Origin of the sequence: Stenotrophomonas sp. PA-6-5C (assembly GCF_021605635.1) — a bacterium.
Taxonomy (GTDB): domain Bacteria; phylum Pseudomonadota; class Gammaproteobacteria; order Xanthomonadales; family Xanthomonadaceae; genus Stenotrophomonas; species Stenotrophomonas lactitubi.
On record NZ_WKEE01000017.1, the window covers coordinates 49,459 to 67,192 of the forward strand.

Consider the following 17,734-nt stretch of genomic DNA (forward strand, 5'->3'; position numbering starts at 1 on the left):
CCGATGACCGGCGCCGTCGAAGGAGCGGGAGTCTATCAGCGCGGCCTTAACGAGCTTTGACGCGGATAAACCGGGATTCAGCAGCGATCTGCGGCGATAAACGCCTTACTGAACGCGCCGACGCAGGTAATTCAGCAGATCGATGCGGGTGATCAGGCCGAGGAAGGCATCACCATCCATCACGATGGCCACCTGGCCACGGTCGAACACCGGCAGCAGCGCCTCGATGGGCGACTTCACATCCAGGCGGTCCAGCTTGCTGACCATGGCGGTGGCCACCGGGTCGCAGAAGCGTGCTTCATCGCCATAGACATGCAGCAGCACGTCGCTTTCGTCGACGATGCCGACCAGTTGGTCGCCATCCATCACCGGCAGCTGCGACACGTCGTACAGCTTCATGCGCTGGTAGGCGGTGGTCAGCAGGTCGTTCGGGCCGATCACCACGGTGTCGCGCTGGCCATACGGGCGCAGGATCAGGTCGCGCAGGTCGCCGTGCTGCGGGCGCTCAAGGAAGCCGTTGTCCAGCATCCAGTAGTCGTTGTACATCTTCGACAGGTACTTGTTGCCGGTATCGCAGACCAGCACCAGCACCTTCTTCGGCGTGGTCTGCGCCTTGCAGTACTTCAGCGCCGCCGCCAGCAGGGTGCCGGTGGAGGAACCGCCGAGGATGCCCTCCTTGGCCAGCAGCTCGCGCGCGGTGTGGAAGCTCTCGGCGTCGGTGATGGCGTAGGCCTGCTTCACCCGGCTGAAGTCGGAGATCGAGGGCAGGAAGTCCTCGCCGATCCCTTCCACCAGCCAGCTGCCCGACTTGTCGTTGAGCACGCCGTCGTTGATGTATTCGGCCAGGATCGAGCCGACCGGATCGGCCAGCACCAGCTCGGTCTTCGGCGACAGCGTGGCGAAGGCGCGCGACAGGCCGGTCATGGTGCCGGAGCTGCCACAGCCGAACACGATGGCATCCAGATCGCCGCCCATCTGCTCGAGGATCTCCGGGCCGGTGCCGAATTCGTGTGCGGCCGGGTTGTCCGGGTTGCCGAACTGGTTGATGAAGTACGCGCCCGGGGTCTGCTCGGCGATGGTCTTGGCCAGGTCCTGGTAGTACTCCGGGTGACCCTTGGCCACGTCCGAGCGGGTCAGGCGCACTTCGGCACCCATCGCCTTCAGGTTGAAGATCTTCTCCCGGCTCATCTTGTCCGGCACCACCAGGATCAGCTTGTAGCCCTTCTGCTGGGCCACCAGTGCCAGGCCCAGGCCGGTATTGCCGGCGGTGCCTTCGACCAGGGTGGCGCCGGGCTTCAGGTCGCCGCGCTTTTCTGCCGCTTCGATCATCGACAGGCCGATGCGATCCTTGATCGATCCGCCCGGGTTGGCGTTTTCGAGCTTCAGGTAGAGCTCGCAGACGCCGGTGTCCAGGCGCTGGGCCTTGACGATCGGGGTCTGGCCGATGAGTTCGAGGACGGAAGAATGGATATGCATTCGGGGGACTTCGGTTCGCGCCACGCAGGGCCGGACCGATGATTATCCGACGGATGGCGACGAAAGTCAGGCCGGTTCGATGCCAAGGCGACAGCCCGCCCAAAAAGGGATGCGGACGGCCCCGGATCGACGAGGAGACCGGTACCGCCCGCATCGGGGGACGTGCCTGCAGGGCCAAGGCACCACCGCGTGTGGTGCCTTGGCGCGACGCCTGCGTTCAGCGGCGCCGCGTTGCCAGGTCAGGAGTGCCTGGCGGGGCCATCGATGGCCGGGTCATGCCATTCCGGGCACGACCGGTGTGCGTCAATGCGTGGGGGACGACGCTGCGAGCGGTGTTTCGTACATTCGCAGAAGGCGTTGCTTGGCCAGCAGCTTCTCGCGCTTCATTCGACCCAGGGTGACATCATCGATCGGGAGTACACCCAACTCCGCATCCATGCACTTCTTGTTCAACTTGCGGTGCTGGTCATGGAGTGCCCGGAACTCCGGATCGCGCGCGCGACGGGCGTCGATCTCGCTCTGGGGCTGATCTTCAAACATGATGGACCTCCTTCGACAGATACACGAACGCCCCGGCCGCAAGGCACGGGGCGTTGTTCATGGAGGAGTGCCGGTCGATGCCCACATGGGTGCCCACAATGACGCGCGGCACTGGCCTGCGCACGTCGATCTGCTGCGGTTCGCGCCCTGCTTGCATCGGCCCGGCCCTCCCATCGTCCGGTCCGCGTTATTGCGTCCCGGACAATTGACCCTACGCTTGCTCTGGACCGGGTTCAAGCCCCTGCGGCAAAAAGACCGAACCCCGCCGAGGCGGGGTTCAGGCTGAATACTCAACACAACGAAAAACAAACGATATCAAGCAATTACGGGGCGATCACGACCTCGGCCGAGCGGGCCCGGGTCGAAGCCGCCTTCTTGCCCGCGACCTGGATCCGGCTGCTGGCAACGCCGGCCGAGACCAGCGCATCGCGCAGTGCCTCGGCCCGCTTCTGGCCTACGCCATTGGCACTGTCGTAGGCCTCGATGCGGATCCTGCCCTTCTTGCCGATGTTCACGTACTCGGCCAGGGCCTTGGCCTGGTTGCGGGCGCCACCGGACAGGCTGGAGGCCCCGGCAGCGAATGCGTCACCGGCAAAGGTGAAGACCTCGCCGCGACCATCGAACTTCGAGCCCGGCAGCTTCTGCCCGGACACCAGCTCGGCTTCCTCACGGGCCAGCTTGGCCGCGTTCTGCTGGGCCGAGCTGAGGCGCTGCTGCTGCTTGCCGGCCACGCTGGTCAGGGCGTTCTCGGCATCCTGGCGGGCCAGGGTCTCGGCCTCGGCCGCCTGGCGCAGGCGTTCGGCCTCTTCTGCCTGCATCTGCGCCTGCATGCGCAGCTGCTCGGCTTCCTGGCGGGCGCGGGCGGCATCGCGGCGGCTGGCCTCGATCAGCAGATCGCTGCGGGTGCGTTCCAGGCGGTCCACCTCGCGCGCGGCCAGCGCAGCCCGCACGGCGGTCTCGGCGATCTCGACCCGGCGCTCGGCCAGATAGGTGGCCAGTTCCTGGTCGCGGCGCTTGGCCTTCTCCAAGGTGGCGATGGCCTGCTGCGCCTGCATGCGCTCGAAGGCGCCCAGCTCGGCGGTGTCCGGATTGGCCTGGATCGACAGCAGGCGCTGGCTCAGCTGGCCGACCATCGGGTTGTCTGCGGCCAGGGCCAGCGTCGGCAGGGCCAGCAGTGTGGCAAGGGTGAGGGCGGAGATGGTCTTCATCGGCGGTCCTCCCCGGTCGACAACTGGCGTTGCAGCTGGTTGACCTCGTTGCGGCGCAGCTGCAGCTGTGCGGTCGCCGTGGCTTCCTCGCTGCGGGCACGGGCCAGATCGGCGTCAACGGCAGCGCGCAGGGCCATGGCCGGTGCGTTCTTGCGCTCGCGGCGGTCGCCCGCGGCACGCTGGGCCTGCTCCAGTCCCTGACGGGCCAGCCCGATCAGGTCCGGGGCGTACTGGTCGGCATCGGCCTGGGTGGCTTTGTCCACCGCCTGCCGGGCCTGCGCCAGTTCCAACGCGCCGTCCTGCGCCCAGGCGGGGGCAGAGAGTGCGAATGCAAACGCCATCACATACAGGCTGTGGCGCATTCGTGCGAAGCTAAGTCGTTTCATTGGGGAGGCCGTACCGGTTGTCGGTTCGCGGCCATTGTCGTCAAGCCGGTACCGTGCTTGCAACGGGCACCGGCAGTTTCGTTGGGGAAAATTCGCAATGGATATCGGCTACTTCCTGAAGCTGATGACCGAAAAGAACGCTTCGGACATGTTCTTGACCACCGGCGCGCCGGTCTACATCAAGATCGAGGGCAAGCTGTATCCGCTCGGCAACACCGGCCTGCCGCCGGGAATGGTGAAGAAAATCGCCTACTCGCTGATGGACGAGGGCCAGGTGCCCCAGTTCGAGCGCGAACTGGAGCTCAACATGGCCATCGCCCTGGCTGATGCCGGGCGTTTCCGCGTCAACGTGTTCAAGCAGCGCGGTGAAGTGGGCATGGTCATCCGCGCCATCCGCAGCCGGATTCCGAGCATCGAAGAGCTCAACCTGCCGCAGGTGCTGAAGGACGTCATCATGACTCCGCGCGGGCTGGTGCTGGTGGTGGGGTCCACCGGCTCCGGCAAGTCCACCTCGCTGGCGTCGATGATCGATCACCGCAACAGCACCACCACCGGTCACATCCTCACCATCGAGGACCCGATCGAGTACCTGCACAAGCACAAGATGTCGATCGTCAACCAGCGCGAGGTCGGGCTGGATACCCACACCTTCCACGACGCGCTGAAGAATGCGATGCGTGAAGCACCCGACGTGATCCTGATCGGCGAGATCCTGGATGCGGAAACGATGGAGGCGGCCATTGCCTTCGCCGAAACCGGTCACCTGTGCCTGGCCACACTGCATTCCAACAACGCCGACCAGACCATCGAGCGCATCCTCAACTTCTTCCCGGAAAGCGCCCACAAGAACGTGCTGATGAACCTCGCGCTGAACCTGCGCGCGGTGGTCAGCCAGCGCCTGGTGAAGAACAAGGAGGGGCGCCGCTTGCCGGCCACCGAAGTGCTGATCAACACGCCGATGATCCGCGACCTGCTGCGACGTGGCCAGGTGCACGAGATCAAGGCGGCGATGGAAGCCTCGCTGGAAGAAGGCATGGAAAGCTTCGACCAGTGCCTGTTCCGGCTGGCCAAGGCCGGCACCATCGATCAGGAAGAAGCACTGCGCGCGGCCGACTCCCGCGATGGCCTGGCGCTGAAGTTCCGCCTGTCCGAAGGCGGCAGCGGCGAGCACGATCCGTACGCGGACTTCTCGGCCGGCGCGCCGAGCATTACCCACGGGTTCTGACGGCACGGCCGCTGGGCATGGCCCGGCGCTACCGGACGCGTGGTGGTAGCGCCGGGCCATGCCCGGCGGAATCCTGAAGGGTTAAGGGGCTGTCTCATCCAATGAGACCCCTCGTGCGTAGGTTCCTTCAATGGAAACCATACGCAAGCTGGCCATCCTTGCCGACGCCGCAAAATACGATGCGTCCTGCGCCTCCAGCGGCGCGGGCAAGCGCGATTCGCGCGCCTCCGGCGGCATTGGCAGTACCGAAGGGATGGGTATCTGCCACAGCTACACGCCCGATGGCCGCTGCGTGTCGTTGCTGAAGATCCTGCTGACCAACTTCTGCGTGTACGACTGCGCTTACTGCGTGAACCGGGTGTCCAGCAACGTGCAGCGCGCGCGTTTCAGCGTGGACGAGGTGGTCACGCTCACCCTGGACTTCTACAAGCGCAATTACATCGAGGGCCTGTTCCTTTCCAGCGGCATCATCCGCAATGCGGACTACACGATGGAACGCATGGTGGAGGTCGCACGACGGCTGCGCGAGGAGCATCGGTACGCCGGCTACATCCATCTGAAGACCATCCCCGAGGCATCGCCGGAGCTTCTGGCCGCTGCGGGTCGTTACGCCGATCGCCTGTCGATCAACGTTGAACTGCCCACCGAGGCGGGCCTGGCCACCCTCGCCCCGGAAAAGACCAGCACATCGATCCGCGGCGCGATGGGTGAGTTGCGCTGGCGTATCGAAGAGGCCAAGGAGGCCCGCAAGGCGCCGGCGCTGATCGCCCCGGTATCCACCCGCAGCGCACGCCCTCGCCCGCCCCGCTTCGCCCCTGCCGGGCAGAGCACGCAGATGATCGTCGGCGCCGACGGTGCCAGTGACCAGCAGATCCTGACCAGCGCCGACAGCCTCTACGGCAACTACCGCATGCGCCGGGTGTATTACTCCGCCTTCAGCCCGATTCCCGATGCGAGCCGCCAGCTGCCGCTGCAACCGCCGCCGCTGCAGCGCGAGCACCGGCTGTACCAGGCCGACTGGCTGCTGCGCTTCTACGGCTATGGCGTGGAGGAGATCACCGACACCACCCAGGGCGGCATGCTGGACCTGGACATCGATCCGAAGATGGCGTGGGCGATACGGCATCCGGAGCGCTTCCCGGTGGACCTGAACCTTGCACCGAAGGAGCTGCTGCTGCGGGTGCCCGGGCTGGGCGTGCGCAACGTCAAGCGCGTGCTGATGGCGCGCCGTCACGGTCGCCTGCGGGTGGCCGACGTCGCCCGGCTGAAGGCGCCGATGAGCAAGCTGCTGCCGTTCGTGCAGCTGGCCGACCACCATCCGCGCAGCGCGCTGGACGATCCGGCAGCACTGCGCGCGAAGCTGGCCCCACCACCCCGCCAGGGCTCGCTGTTCGATGCCGCACCCGCTGCCTGAGCTGCAGCGCTGGTCGCTGCGGGTCGACCCGCCGTGGTCACTGGACGCCTGGCGCAACGCGGCGCGGGAGGCGTTGCTGCGCGGCGTGCGCCCTGAACAGCTGGACTGGATCGCCGGTACCGAGGCGTCATTGCTGGATGCGCCGGCGGTGCAGCAGGCGCCTTTGCCCGCTGGCGCCACCGCACCGAACGTGCCACGCGACTTCGTGGAACTGGCCGCAACCTGCCTGTGCCATCGCGATCCGCAGCGCCTGCCGCTGCTGTACCGCCTGTTGTGGCGCATCACCCACGGCGAACGCACGGTGCTGTCCAATCCGGCCGATGCCGATGTGCTGCGTTTGCTGGCGCTGGCGCAGGCGGTGCGCCGCGATACGCACAAGATGAAGGCCTTCGTGCGCTTCCGCGAGGTGCCCGGCGAGACCGACGCGTTCATCGCCTGGTTCGAGCCCGATCACAACATCGTCGACCGCGTTGCACCGTTCTTCGCCCGCCGTTTCGCCGGCATGCGCTGGGCGATCCTGACGCCCACGCGCAGCGTGCAGTGGGATGGCAGCGCTCTATGGTTCGGTGATGGCGGCACCCGCCAGGATGCCCCCGCCGAAGACGCACGCGAAACGCTGTGGCAGACCTACTACGCCAGCATCTTCAATCCGGCGCGGCTCAACACGCGGATGATGCAGCAGGAAATGCCCACCCGGTACTGGAAGCACCTTCCCGAAGCACAGCTGTTGCCTGGCCTTGTGCGCGATGCGGCCAACCGCGTGCAGGAGATGCACGATCGGCCGGCGCAGGCACCACAACGACGTATCCCAGCGCGGCAGAACGATGCCACTGACGCCGCTGCGGACGATGGCAGCCTGCAGGCACTGCGCCAGCAAGCAGCCGTCTGCCGGCAGTGCCCGCTGTGGGAGGCGTCCACCCAGACCGTGTTCGGCGAAGGTCGTGCCGATGCACACATCATGCTGGTGGGCGAACAGCCCGGCGATGTCGAGGACCTGAGTGGCCGCCCCTTCGCGGGCCCGGCCGGCAAGCTGCTGGACCGCGCGCTGCAGGAACTGGGCATCGAACGCAGCACGCTGTACCTGACCAACGCGGTGAAGCATTTCCACCACGAACGGCGCGGCAAGGTGCGCCTGCACAAGCGTCCTGAGAGCCGTCATGTGCATGCCTGCCGGCCGTGGCTGCAGGGCGAGATCGCACGGGTGAAACCGCAGATGATCGTCTGCCTGGGAGCTACGGCAGCAACCGCGTTGTTCGGCAGCGGCTTCAACCTGATGCGCGACCGTGGTCGCTGGCACGTGCTGGACGATGGGACCCGTGGTTACGCCACGGTGCATCCGGCCTGGGTGCTGCGGCAGAAGGATGAAGCGCGGCGCGAGGACGCCTACAGGCTGTTCCGCGATGACCTGCGGCAGCTGCTGGAAGGGGGCAACAGACAACGGTAGCGCCGGGCCATGCCCGGCGAGCACAGCGGCACGTCAGGCGGCGTCGATCTGCTTTTCCGGGCGTGCACCGGTGAATGCGTCCAGCTGCTGGCAGGCGGTCTCGATCCGGCGGAGGATCGGGTACGGCGCCAGATCCAGACCGAAGCGGTGCGCGTTGTACAGCTGCGGCAACAGGCAGATGTCAGCCAGACCCGGGCGGTCACCGTGGCAGAACGTGCCGGTGTCCGCGCTGGCAGCCAGCATCGTCTCCATCGCCGCGAAGCCCTCGGCCATCCAGTGCAGCGTCCATTGCGTGCGTGCATCGGCCGGCAACTGCAGATCGCGCTCCAGGTACTGCATCACCCGCAGGTTGTTGATCGGGTGGATGTCGCAGGCCACCAGTTGCGCCAGCGCCCGCACCCGTGCGCGGCCAGCGGCGTCGGCCGGCAGCAGCGGCACCTGCGGGAAGCGCTCTTCCAGATACTCCAGGATCGCCAGCGACTGGGTCAGCACGTGCCCGTCATGCAACAGCGTCGGCACCAGCTGCTGCGGGTTGAGCCCGCGGTAGCCGTCATGGTGTTGCTCACCGCCCTCGCGCACAAGGTGCACCGGTCGTGCTTCGAAGGCCAGGCCTTTCAATGCCAGGCCGATGCGCACGCGGTAGGCGGCGCTGGATCGCCAGTAGGTGTACAGCACGATGCCGTCGTCGACCGGAATCTCCATCGCCGCCTCCATGCTCAGGGCTTGGCCGCCTGTTCGATGCGCTGCTCGATCGCACCGAATATGCTGTTGCCGGCGGCATCGAGCATTTCGATGCGGACCACGTCGCCGAAGGACATGAACGGTGTGCTCGGCTTGCCGTCGCGCAGGGTCTCCACCACGCGCTGTTCGGCGAAGCAGGACGCGCCCTTGCTGGTGTCTTCGTTGGCGATGGTGCCCGAGCCGACGATGGTGCCGGCGCTGAGCGGGCGCGTCTTCGCCGCGTGCGCGACCAGCTGGGCGAAGTTGAACTGCATGTCGACACCGGCTTCCGGCGCGCCGAACCACGTGCCGTTGATGTGGGTCAGCAGCGGCAGGTGCACCTTGCTGTCCTGCCAGGCAGCGCCCAGCTCATCGGGGGTGACGAACACCGGCGACAACGCCGAGCGCGGCTTGGACTGCAGGAAGCCGAAGCCCTTGGCCAGCTCGCCCGGGATCAGGTTGCGCAGCGAGACGTCGTTGACCAGTCCGATCAGCTGGATGTGGTTGGCCGCCTGTTCCGCAGTGGCGGCCATCGGCACGTCGTCGGTGATCACCACGATCTCTGCTTCCAGATCGATGCCGTAGTCCTCGCTGACCACCTTGACCGCATCGCGCGGGCCGTAGAAACCGGCACTGGTGGCCTGGTACATCAGCGGATCGCTGTAGAAGCTCTCCGGCACCTCGGCGCCGCGGGCGCGACGGACGCGCTCGACGTGCGGCAGGTAGGCACTGCCATCGACGAATTCATAGGCGCGCGGCATCGGCGCGGCCAGGGCCTGCGGGTCCAGGTCGAACACGCCATCGGCGTCACCGGCATTGAGCGAGTCATACAGGGCGTTCAGGCGCGGAGCCAGATGGCTCCAATCCTCCAGGGCCAACTGCAGGGTGGCGGCGATGCCGGTGGCGCGCACGCCGTGGCGCAGGTCACGCGAGACGACGATCAGGGTGCCGTCGCGGCCGCCTTCCTTCAAGGAACCAAGCTTCATGGTGGGTGTCCGGAGTCGTGGGCAAACAAGTTTCAAGTGTAATCAAATATCCGGTGCAGCCAAGCTGCAGCGCGGCATCGCCTCACCCTACCGTAGTGGGGGGTGTCAGGCAGGGCTGCGCCCTGCACCTGCAGAGGCCGGAGCCAAAGCCAAAGCAACGGCCGGAGCAACGGCAACAGCCGGCTCTGGGTTTTCTGTGGGTTGAGCGGGGCGGTGTGGGCCTGCAGGACACGCCGTGAACCCATCCGTGGGGGCTCGATGGCGCCATCCATGGCGCCAACGGTCCTGCAGGCCCACACCGCCCCACCCTCGACAGTTTCCCGACCACGGTTGGTAGATCCACGCCATGCGTGGATGGATCTCCATCGAAATCAAATATTTCGACAATTGAACGAAGAGAATCCACGCATGGCGTGGATCTACGTGTCGACCAAGGTCGACACTCACCAACAGCAGCAGAAATCTGTCGAAGGCGGGGTGGGTCCGGTTGCGGGGGTGTCCGCGGCATGGATGCCGCGGCCAAGCCTACAGGGACGTACTTGCGGCGTCCCCCGCAACCGGACCCACCCCGCCATCCCACAGGAACCCGGCTTTTGCCGTTGCTTTTGCCGTTGCCGTTGCCGTTGCTGTTGCTGTTGCCTTGGCCTCGGCGGGTGCAGGGCGCAGCCCTGCCGAAACCCCAACCTGAACAGCCTGTTTTGCGTCAGGTCTCATCCTTCCGCTAGACTATGCGGGTCTGCAGCGGCCGTCCGTTTCCCTCCGGGATCGCCGGCGACAGGGGTCCGCCCCATCGCCCGCCCCCACTCCGACGCCGTTCGTCACGCATTCCAGCCTGCGCTTCGCGTTGGCTGCACCCAATTCTCGCAGCGCGGTTCACGGGAACGCTCCGAGTCAGCCGATCAGTTTGATCTGCCCCCGTCTGTCCGTTCGGACAGGCGTTAACTGTACCTGGAGCAATCTCGATGTCTTTTGAATCCCTGGGCCTTGCGCCCTTCCTGCTGCGTGCGCTCGCCGAGCAGGGCTACGAAACCCCGACCCCGATCCAGCAGCAGGCGATCCCGCTGGTGCTGGCCGGTCGCGACCTGCTGGCCGGCGCACAGACCGGCACCGGCAAGACCGCCGCGTTCGGCCTGCCGCTGCTGCAGCACCTGGGCACCGCTTCGCAGGAAGTGCGCACCGGCCCGCGCAAGCCGCGCGCGCTGATCCTGGCACCGACCCGCGAACTGGCCACCCAGGTGCATGACAGCCTGCGCGGCTACAGCAAGTACCTGCGCATCCCCAGCGCCTGCATCTACGGCGGCGTCGGCATGGGCAACCAGCTCGACATCCTGCGTCGCGGCGTGGACCTGCTGGTGGCCTGCCCGGGCCGCCTGATCGACCACCTGGAGCGTCGCAGCATCGACCTGTCCGGCATTGAAGTGCTGGTGCTGGACGAAGCCGACCGCATGCTGGACATGGGCTTCCTGCCCTCGATCAAGCGCATCCTGGCCAAGCTGCCCAAGCAGAACCGCCAGACCCTGCTGTTCTCGGCCACCTTCGAGGACAACATCCGCCAGTTGGCGCTGGAGTTCATGCGCAACCCGGAACAGATCCAGGTGACGCCGAAGAACACCGTGGCCGAAACCATCACCCACAAGGTGCATCCGGTCGACGCCAGCCGCAAGCGCGACCTGCTGCTGCACCTGTTGGCGCAGGACAGCCGCGAGCAGACCCTGGTCTTTGCCCGCACCAAGCACGGCAGCGACAAGCTGGCCGCGTTCCTGGAAAAGTCCGGCATCAAGACCGCGGCGATCCACGGCAACAAAAGCCAGGGCCAGCGCTTGCGTGCGCTGGGCGACTTCAAGGCCGGCCGTGTCACCGTGCTGGTGGCCACCGACATCGCCGCGCGCGGTATCGACATCAACGAGCTGCCGAAGGTGATCAACTTCGATCTGCCGATGGTGGCCGAAGACTACGTGCACCGCATTGGCCGTACCGGCCGCAACGGTGCTACCGGTGAAGCGATTTCGCTGGTTGCGCAGGATGAAGTGAAGCTGCTGCGCGCGATCGTGCGCCTGCTGGGCCGCGACATGGACATCCGCGATGTGCCGGGCTTCGAGCTGCAGACGCCGATCCGCTGGGGCAACAGTGCTCCGGGCAAGGCCGAGGCCGATACCGGCGAGCGCGTGCCGCGCAAGACCCACGCGCGCCGTCCGCACGGCGATGCGCCGCGTCATGCACATGCAGGCCCGAAGAAGGCCGGCGGTGGCCGCCGCGAGGGCGCTGGCAACGGCCAGCAGCGCGCGGGCGCAGGTGCCGGTCAGGGCCAGCGTCGCGGTGGCGGTGCCAATACGGGTGGCGGTCGTGGCCGCGGCCAGGGTGGCGGCGGCGGTCGCGCCAGCTGATTCCAGCTGACAGGGATGGCGTCTCCCGCTGCGCGGGGGCTGCTTATCGGGGACGACGCTGACGCGTCGTCCCTTTTTTGTTGCTGGCTGTCGGGTGTGAAAGCTGGCGGTTGGTTTTGTGTGGGCGTTGGGGAGCGGGGTCGGCGCAAAACACGCCGTAAACCCATCCATGGGGGCTCGTAGGCGCCATCCATGGCGCCTGCGGTTTTGCGCCGACCCCGCTCCCCAGCGCTTCAGACATTTCCAGCGCCTACTTGTCCCGCCGGGTAGCCGGGAGAAGAAGGATCAAATTCAAATTCAAATTCAAATTCAAAGACAAAAGCAAAAGCCGGAATTCCAGCTTTTGCTTTTTGCTTTTTGATTTTTGCTTTTGCCCTTGCTCCCGCCTTGGGTTTGATGCATCCGCGCCCGCAGGAAACTGTCTGGGGAGGACGGATGGGCTGCGCAGGACCGCAGGCGCCATGGATGGCGCCTACGAGCCTACAGGGACGTACTTGCGGCGTGTTCTGCGCGGCCCATCCGTCCTCCCAATCCCAGCGTCAGTTCGGCGCGTAATGCCTCAACCCCGCGCTTTCGCCGGATTCACCAGATTCCCGAAGAAGATCGCATTGATCAGCAACCGGTCGGTGCCATGCCAGTACTTGCGATGCGCCGGATCATCAGCAAACAGGATCACGTTGCCCTGCCCCTGCGCCGACACCAGCAGCCACGCGCTGCCAGCCACGCGACTGCGATTGCGTTCTGACAGATACCCGTTCACCCGCGGCGTGTCGTCGATCCGCACCACCGTGGAAAACCCATTCGCGCTCGGCTGCAGGATGACCGTGTTTTCCTTGTTGATCGCCAGCTGCCGGCGCGGCACGCCGAATGCCAAAGGATGGCTGGGGTCGACGTCGGCGCTGAGGATGTTGCCGCTGACACGCTCGATCGCGGCGATATCGCGCTGGTCACCGAAGGCGCGGCGCGCGCTGTCTCCCGCGTCCTCTTCCTTGCCCAGCTTCTCGCCGTCGGCGAGCTTCTGTTCGATCGCCCACTTTGAAGCGCTGCCATAGGTCACCAGTGAGCCACCGGCCTGGATCCAGCGCTTCAATGCCGCTACCGCGGTTGCGTCGATGCCCGTGTAGGTGCCGCCGGAGAGCACGATCGTGGTGTAGCGGTCCAGCGATACCTTGCCCAGCTGCTGCGGGTCCAGCTTGCTGGCCGGCAAGCGAAGATGCTGGTCGAGCAGGAACCAGGCCGAACCGATTTCGGTGGCTGCCACGCCCTCGCCCATCACCAGCGCGACGGCGGGCTTGCGAAGTGCCTTGACGCCATCACTGCCAAGGTCGATGCCATCGCGGCTGCGGCCACTGGACAGCGCATGCACCTGCACGCCGGCTGCCCGCGCTGCGGCGGCGACCGCTTCCTGCAGCGCTGCGCCCTGCAGTGGCTGCCCGGCGACCGGTACCACGATGCTGCCACCAGCAAAGGCCACGTCACCCTGTGCGGTGCTGGCGGTGAACGGCTGGAAGGTGGCACGCGTGGACAAGCCCTTGGCCTGCAGGCCGGCCAGTGCGCGGCCCGCGTTGTAGTCGCGCCAGTCGATCACGTAGGCGAAGCCCGCTTCACCACCGATCACTCCGCCCTGTACCGCGGGAACCTCGAGCGCGCGGGCGCCGCCGTCGATGCGGCTGCGACTGCCCGCAGAGGCCACACCGTAGGCCGGGGCGATCGCATAGCTGGTGCTGCCGTAGAACACGTCGCCCTTGATCGGCGGGGTCTCGGCGAAGATCGAATGGACCAGCCGGAACTGCGCCTGCTGCACCGGCACCACGTAGGCACTGCCTGCTTCGAAACGCTGGCCATCAACGGTGACGGCGCGATCCAGCGCATGCACTTCAATCCTGTGCAGCAACAGCAGTTCCAGCAGGCGTCGGGTCAATGCCGGATCATGCGCATCGCCGAAAACGAAGCTCTTCACCGGCTGCTGCGCGGCCTGCTTCAGCGCGCTCTGGAAGAACTGTTTCTGCAGGTCGAACAGGGCGCTGCGTTCAGTCACCGCACCGCGCACCGTGCCCAAGCCGGTGGCAACCTGGTTGCGGATGGTGAACGGGAACGTCAGCAGGCCATTCACCGATTCCTGCACGCGACCACGCGAGCTGGCCTGTTCGACGGTGACACCAACCGCGCCGTGGAAATCCGGATAGGTCGAGCCGTACACCGGCGAGAAATTGTCGAAGTTCTCACCGGTGTAGTACAGCGAACCCAGCGCATCGAGTGCCTGGGCGTGGTACTTGGCCAGGGTCTTGTTGAACTCGTACGACGCTGCAGGGATCAACGGACTATGCATGCTCTTCGGCGATGGCTCGAAGTAGTACGTGCTGTCCTTGCCCATCTCGTGGAAGTCGATCTGCACGTTCGGGTACCACTGGTGGAACTGCGCCACCTTGGGTCGCGAATCCTGCTGGGTCAGCGCCAGCCAATCGCGGTTGAGATCGGTGAAGTAGTGGTTGGTGCGGCCCTGCGGGAACGGTTCGACGTGCTCCTTGTCGGCCGGGTCGGCCGAGGCCGGATCTGACGCCCAGGCGTTATGCCAGTTGGCGGCGCGGTCGCGGCCATCGGGATTCTGCGCCGGATCGAACAACACCACCGCCTGCTGCAGCCACTGCTGCGTTTCCGCGCTGCGGTTGGCCACCAGGTAGTACGCGGTCAGCATCGCCGCTTCGCCGCTGGAGGTCTCGTTGCCGTGCACGCTGTAGCCCAGCCACACCACCACCGGGCTGTCACCGGCAGCGCTGCGCGGCTGCGCCGGATCGACCAGGGTCGCGTGCTGCTGGCGGATCTGTTCCAGCCGCGCGTGGTTGCCGGCAGCGGTGACCGTGGCAATCAGCAGCGGTCGGCCCTCATAGCTGCGGCCGATCTCGCGCACGCTGATCCTGTCCGAGTGCTTGGCCAGCTCCTGGAAGTAAGCCACCAGCTGGTCGTGGCGGGTGTAACGGCTGCCGATCGGATAGCCGAGGAACTGCTCCGGCGTGGGAATGGCGGTATCGAAGGCCGCTGCATCGGTGGTCTGCGGGAAGAAATAGGCGCTCTGCGCATGCACCGCAGACGGCAGCGATACGGCGGTGGCGACGGCAAGCAACAGCGGGAAAACAGCACGGCGGTGGAAGGACACGGTGACTCCCCAGAAACATGGCAACACGGCCGGCCACACGGAGTGGCCGGCCGCGGCGGGTGGATCAGAAGCGGTAATCGAAGCCCAGCGTGAAGTAGCGGCCACGCAGGTCGTACTGGCTGAAGTCGTACGGTGCGCGGATACCCGGGAACGAGGCGTCGTACGGCGGCGTCTTATCACCCAGGTTCTGCACCTTGGCATACACGGTCAGGTTCTCGATGCCGGTGTAGCCCAGGTACAGATCGAACTGGTTGTAGGCATCGACGCGGCTCTGCACCGCGGCAGCGGCGGTGCTGGCCTTCTGGTCGTAGCCACTGGTGTAGTACCAGGTCACCGCAGCGGTGTAGTCGCTGTACTTCCAGTCCAGGGTGGTGGTGGCCTTGTTCTTCGGCAGGGTGGCGCCGAGGTTGCTGCCGGCATAGTCCACCAACGGGCCGCCGACCACGGTCGGGCGCCGGTAGTCGCGTACGTGGGTGTAGGCCGAGGTCACGGTGAAGTCACCGAAGGCGGTGGTCGGGATGCGCTGGCGCAGCTCGACGTCGATGCCCGAAGTCTTCAGCTCGCTCAGGTTCTGGTAGCGGTTGTAGACCGCCTGCAGCTTGCCACGCTCATCGCGCTGCACGGCACCGGCGACGTTGTCGTTGACCAGGGTCTGGGTGTTGTTGGTACCGACCAGGTTGTCCAGCTGGATGCGGTAGTAGTCGATGCTCAGGTTGGTGTTCGCCCACGGCGACAGCACCACGCCGAAGTTCACGCTCTTGGTGCGCTCCGGCTTCAGGTCGCTGTTGCCGACGGTGAAGAAGGTCGGGTTCTGCCGCGAGCCCGGCACGTCCGGATCACGCGGATCGACCACGCTGCCGTAGGCGATGCTGGTGCTGTTGGAGTTCTCCGACAGCGACGGTGCACGGAAGCCCTTCGACGCCGAGGCTCGCACCAGCAGGAAATCCAGCGGCTGCCAGCGCAGGCCGAGCTTGGGCGAGAACGCGTCGCCGAAGTCATCGTAGTGATCGGCGCGGGCGGCGGCGGACAGCTCCAGGGTCGAAGCCAGCGGTACGTTGACCTCGGCATAGGCGGCGCTGACCTTGCGCTCGCCATGCACTTCGGCGATCGCCGGGCGCACCTGCAGACCGGCATCGATCTGCCACGGGTTGTTCGAGTCGAGCTTCTCGCGGCGCCATTCGGCACCGGCAGCGAAACCGATGTCACCGGCCCAGGTGTGGCCGAGACTGCCGGAGATCTTCGCGTCGATGCCCTGCAGCTTGGATTCGGCCGGACGCAGGGTGGCGATGTTGATCGAATCGCGCACCGACTGCGGCGTCGCCGCCGGATTCAGCAGGTTGTAGCTGCCGGTCGCCAGCGCATTGGCCAGCGCCCAGCGGTTGGCGAAGCCGCCGGAGACGGTTTCGCGCTCGCTGCTGCGTGCACCGAATGCGGCCACTTCCCAGTCCCACTTCTCGGTGTTGCCACGCAGCCCGAACACGCCGCGGTAGGCAGTGGAGCGGTTGGTCTTGATGGTGCCGCCGAGGTCGAAGAAGGTGTATTCGATCGGGATCGCGCGGCCGTACGGGTTGTACGGATTGCTGGCCGGCAGGTTGGACGACACCGGCTCGGCCAGGCCGGTCTGCGCGTTCAGTGCGAAGCGACCGCTTTCCAGGGTGAAGAACGGGCTGCTGCCGAACCACGCAGCGCTCTTGATCTGGCTGTACAGCACTTCGCCGAACGCTTCGACGTTGTCGCCAAGGCGGAAGGTGCCGTTGGCGTAGGCCTGGTAGCGCTTGGTCGAGGGAATCAGGGTGGTGAACGGGGCCTGGTTGAAGCCGCAGGTGTCACCGGCCAGACCGTCGATCGGTGCACTGGCCACGCGGGTGGTGCCGGTGGGGCAGTTGCCGTTGGCATCGAGCATCGGCACCGACGTACCGTTGACGAGGTAGCGCGCGCCCTTGGCCGACCAACCGTTCCAGCGGCCGCCGGGCTGGTCGCTGTAGATGCCGCTCTTGGTCAGGTTGCGCTCGTCCTGGTCCAGTCGCTCGCGGTTGTAGGCCTGCAGGCTGAAGAGGATGTTGTAGCCATCCTTGTCGATGTCGCCCAGACCACCGACGAACTTCAGGTTCTGCTCGTGCAGGCCGCCCTGGTCGGCGCCACCGAAGCTGCCGCCGATCTCGGCGCCTTCGAAGTTCTGCCGGGTGATGATGTTGACCACGCCGGCCACCGCATCGCTGCCGTACACCGCAGATGCACCGTCCTTGAGCACTTCGATGCGTTCGACGGCCACCAGCGGCAGCGCGTTGAGATCGACGAAGGTGTCCGACAGGCCGCCGGCCGGGAAGCCGTAGTTGGCCAGGCGACGACCATTGAGCAGCACCAGCGTGTTCTTCTGCGAGAGGCCGCGCAGACCGATGCCGGCCGAGCCCGATGCCCAACCGTTGTTGGTGGTCTCGTTGCTGGCGTTGCCGGTGTTGGCCGAGATCGAGCGCAGCACATCGGCCACGGTGGCCTTGCCGGTCTGTTCCAGCTGCTGGCGGCCGATCACCTGCACGGGGTTGGAGGCTTCGGTATCGGCGCGTTTGATGTTGGAACCGGTGACACGCACGGCAGCCAGGGTGCTGGCTTCACCGCTGGCGTCGGCGGTGGTTTCGGCGGCGGCAGACAAAGGCGCGGCCAGAGCGACGGCCAGGGCCGCCACGAGCAGGGTGTGCTGGGGCATGACGATGTGGGGGAGGTAGTGGAAGGACGAGGTAAGTTCCGCAGTAATCCATGCCTGGCCGGGCTGCGGCCAATAACATCTCTTCATACGGAT

12 protein-coding genes are annotated in these 17,734 nt (G+C 66.1%); 4 read left to right on the forward strand and 8 right to left on the reverse strand.

Annotated features, from left to right (window positions below; all coding sequences use genetic code 11):
- Positions 1 to 105 precede the first annotated feature (105 nt).
- The 4 genes from GIW57_RS09615 to GIW57_RS09630 form a co-directional block, all read right to left on the reverse strand.
- Positions 106 to 1,476 (reverse strand): pyridoxal-phosphate dependent enzyme, encoded by a 1,371-nt coding sequence (locus GIW57_RS09615; RefSeq protein WP_236510279.1) that lies wholly within the window; start codon positions 1,474 to 1,476, stop codon positions 106 to 108.
- A 303-nt stretch (positions 1,477 to 1,779) separates the two neighbouring features.
- The gene (locus GIW57_RS09620) at positions 1,780 to 2,016 is read right to left on the reverse strand and encodes a YdcH family protein (RefSeq protein ID WP_093818802.1); all 237 of its coding nucleotides are present in this window, start codon (positions 2,014 to 2,016) and stop codon (positions 1,780 to 1,782) included.
- Positions 2,017 to 2,339: 323 nt separating this feature from the next.
- Positions 2,340 to 3,224: an OmpA family protein gene (locus tag GIW57_RS09625; RefSeq protein ID WP_100462813.1), complete on the reverse strand. Its 885-nt coding sequence runs from the start codon at positions 3,222 to 3,224 to the stop codon at positions 2,340 to 2,342.
- Entirely contained in the window at positions 3,221 to 3,586 is a 366-nt protein-coding gene (locus GIW57_RS09630) for a DUF4398 domain-containing protein (protein ID WP_089238584.1), read from the reverse strand. The genes GIW57_RS09625 and GIW57_RS09630 overlap by 4 nt, the downstream gene beginning before the upstream one ends.
- Positions 3,587 to 3,707: 121 nt before the next feature.
- Between GIW57_RS09630 and GIW57_RS09635 the strand changes: the two genes are divergently transcribed.
- The 3 genes from GIW57_RS09635 (at position 3,708) to GIW57_RS09645 (ending at position 7,693) form a co-directional block, all read left to right on the forward strand.
- The gene (locus GIW57_RS09635; protein ID WP_100462812.1) at positions 3,708 to 4,835 is read left to right on the forward strand and encodes a PilT/PilU family type 4a pilus ATPase; all 1,128 of its coding nucleotides are present in this window, start codon (positions 3,708 to 3,710) and stop codon (positions 4,833 to 4,835) included.
- A 130-nt stretch (positions 4,836 to 4,965) separates the two neighbouring features.
- Positions 4,966 to 6,249, forward strand: coding sequence for a putative DNA modification/repair radical SAM protein (locus GIW57_RS09640; RefSeq protein WP_236510282.1), 1,284 nt, complete (start codon positions 4,966 to 4,968; stop codon positions 6,247 to 6,249).
- The gene (locus tag GIW57_RS09645) at positions 6,230 to 7,693 is read left to right on the forward strand and encodes a UdgX family uracil-DNA binding protein (protein ID WP_236510284.1); all 1,464 of its coding nucleotides are present in this window, start codon (positions 6,230 to 6,232) and stop codon (positions 7,691 to 7,693) included. Before GIW57_RS09640 ends, GIW57_RS09645 begins: the two co-directional genes overlap by 20 nt.
- Before the next feature lie 33 nt (positions 7,694 to 7,726).
- Here GIW57_RS09645 and maiA read toward each other — a convergent pair whose 3' ends face one another.
- Both maiA and GIW57_RS09655 read right to left on the reverse strand, forming a co-directional pair.
- Positions 7,727 to 8,395: a maleylacetoacetate isomerase gene (maiA, locus tag GIW57_RS09650; RefSeq protein WP_180166678.1), complete on the reverse strand. Its 669-nt coding sequence runs from the start codon at positions 8,393 to 8,395 to the stop codon at positions 7,727 to 7,729.
- Positions 8,396 to 8,409: 14 nt separating this feature from the next.
- Positions 8,410 to 9,399 (reverse strand): fumarylacetoacetate hydrolase family protein, encoded by a 990-nt coding sequence (locus tag GIW57_RS09655; RefSeq protein WP_236510287.1) that lies wholly within the window; start codon positions 9,397 to 9,399, stop codon positions 8,410 to 8,412.
- Between the two features lie 962 nt (positions 9,400 to 10,361).
- On the opposite strand from GIW57_RS09655, the gene GIW57_RS09660 reads away from it, so the two are divergent.
- A complete protein-coding gene (locus GIW57_RS09660) occupies positions 10,362 to 11,783 on the forward strand; it encodes a DEAD/DEAH box helicase (protein WP_099820407.1) in 1,422 nt (473 codons plus the stop codon).
- 559 nt (positions 11,784 to 12,342) lie between these two features.
- Here GIW57_RS09660 and GIW57_RS09665 read toward each other — a convergent pair.
- Positions 12,343 to 14,937, reverse strand: coding sequence for a M14 family zinc carboxypeptidase (locus GIW57_RS09665; protein ID WP_236510290.1), 2,595 nt, complete (start codon positions 14,935 to 14,937; stop codon positions 12,343 to 12,345).
- 64 nt (positions 14,938 to 15,001) lie between these two features.
- Positions 15,002 to 17,641, reverse strand: a complete 2,640-nt coding sequence (locus tag GIW57_RS09670) for a TonB-dependent receptor (RefSeq protein WP_100462804.1) — start codon at positions 17,639 to 17,641, stop codon at positions 15,002 to 15,004.
- Between the last annotated feature and the right edge of the window lie 93 nt (positions 17,642 to 17,734).

Coding starts and splice junctions, on each gene's coding strand:
- GIW57_RS09645 (WP_236510284.1), top strand. CDS start 6,230: ATGCCGCACCCGCTGCCTGAGCTGCAGCGCTGGTCGCTGCGGGTCGAC.
- GIW57_RS09625 (WP_100462813.1), bottom strand. CDS start 3,224: ATGAAGACCATCTCCGCCCTCACCCTTGCCACACTGCTGGCCCTGCCG.
- GIW57_RS09640 (WP_236510282.1), top strand. CDS start 4,966: ATGGAAACCATACGCAAGCTGGCCATCCTTGCCGACGCCGCAAAATAC.
- GIW57_RS09630 (WP_089238584.1), bottom strand. CDS start 3,586: ATGCGCCACAGCCTGTATGTGATGGCGTTTGCATTCGCACTCTCTGCC.
- GIW57_RS09620 (WP_093818802.1), bottom strand. CDS start 2,016: ATGTTTGAAGATCAGCCCCAGAGCGAGATCGACGCCCGTCGCGCGCGC.
- maiA (WP_180166678.1), bottom strand. CDS start 8,395: ATGGAGATTCCGGTCGACGACGGCATCGTGCTGTACACCTACTGGCGA.
- GIW57_RS09615 (WP_236510279.1), bottom strand. CDS start 1,476: ATGCATATCCATTCTTCCGTCCTCGAACTCATCGGCCAGACCCCGATC.
- GIW57_RS09635 (WP_100462812.1), top strand. CDS start 3,708: ATGGATATCGGCTACTTCCTGAAGCTGATGACCGAAAAGAACGCTTCG.
- GIW57_RS09660 (WP_099820407.1), top strand. CDS start 10,362: ATGTCTTTTGAATCCCTGGGCCTTGCGCCCTTCCTGCTGCGTGCGCTC.
- GIW57_RS09670 (WP_100462804.1), bottom strand. CDS start 17,641: ATGCCCCAGCACACCCTGCTCGTGGCGGCCCTGGCCGTCGCTCTGGCC.
- GIW57_RS09655 (WP_236510287.1), bottom strand. CDS start 9,399: ATGAAGCTTGGTTCCTTGAAGGAAGGCGGCCGCGACGGCACCCTGATC.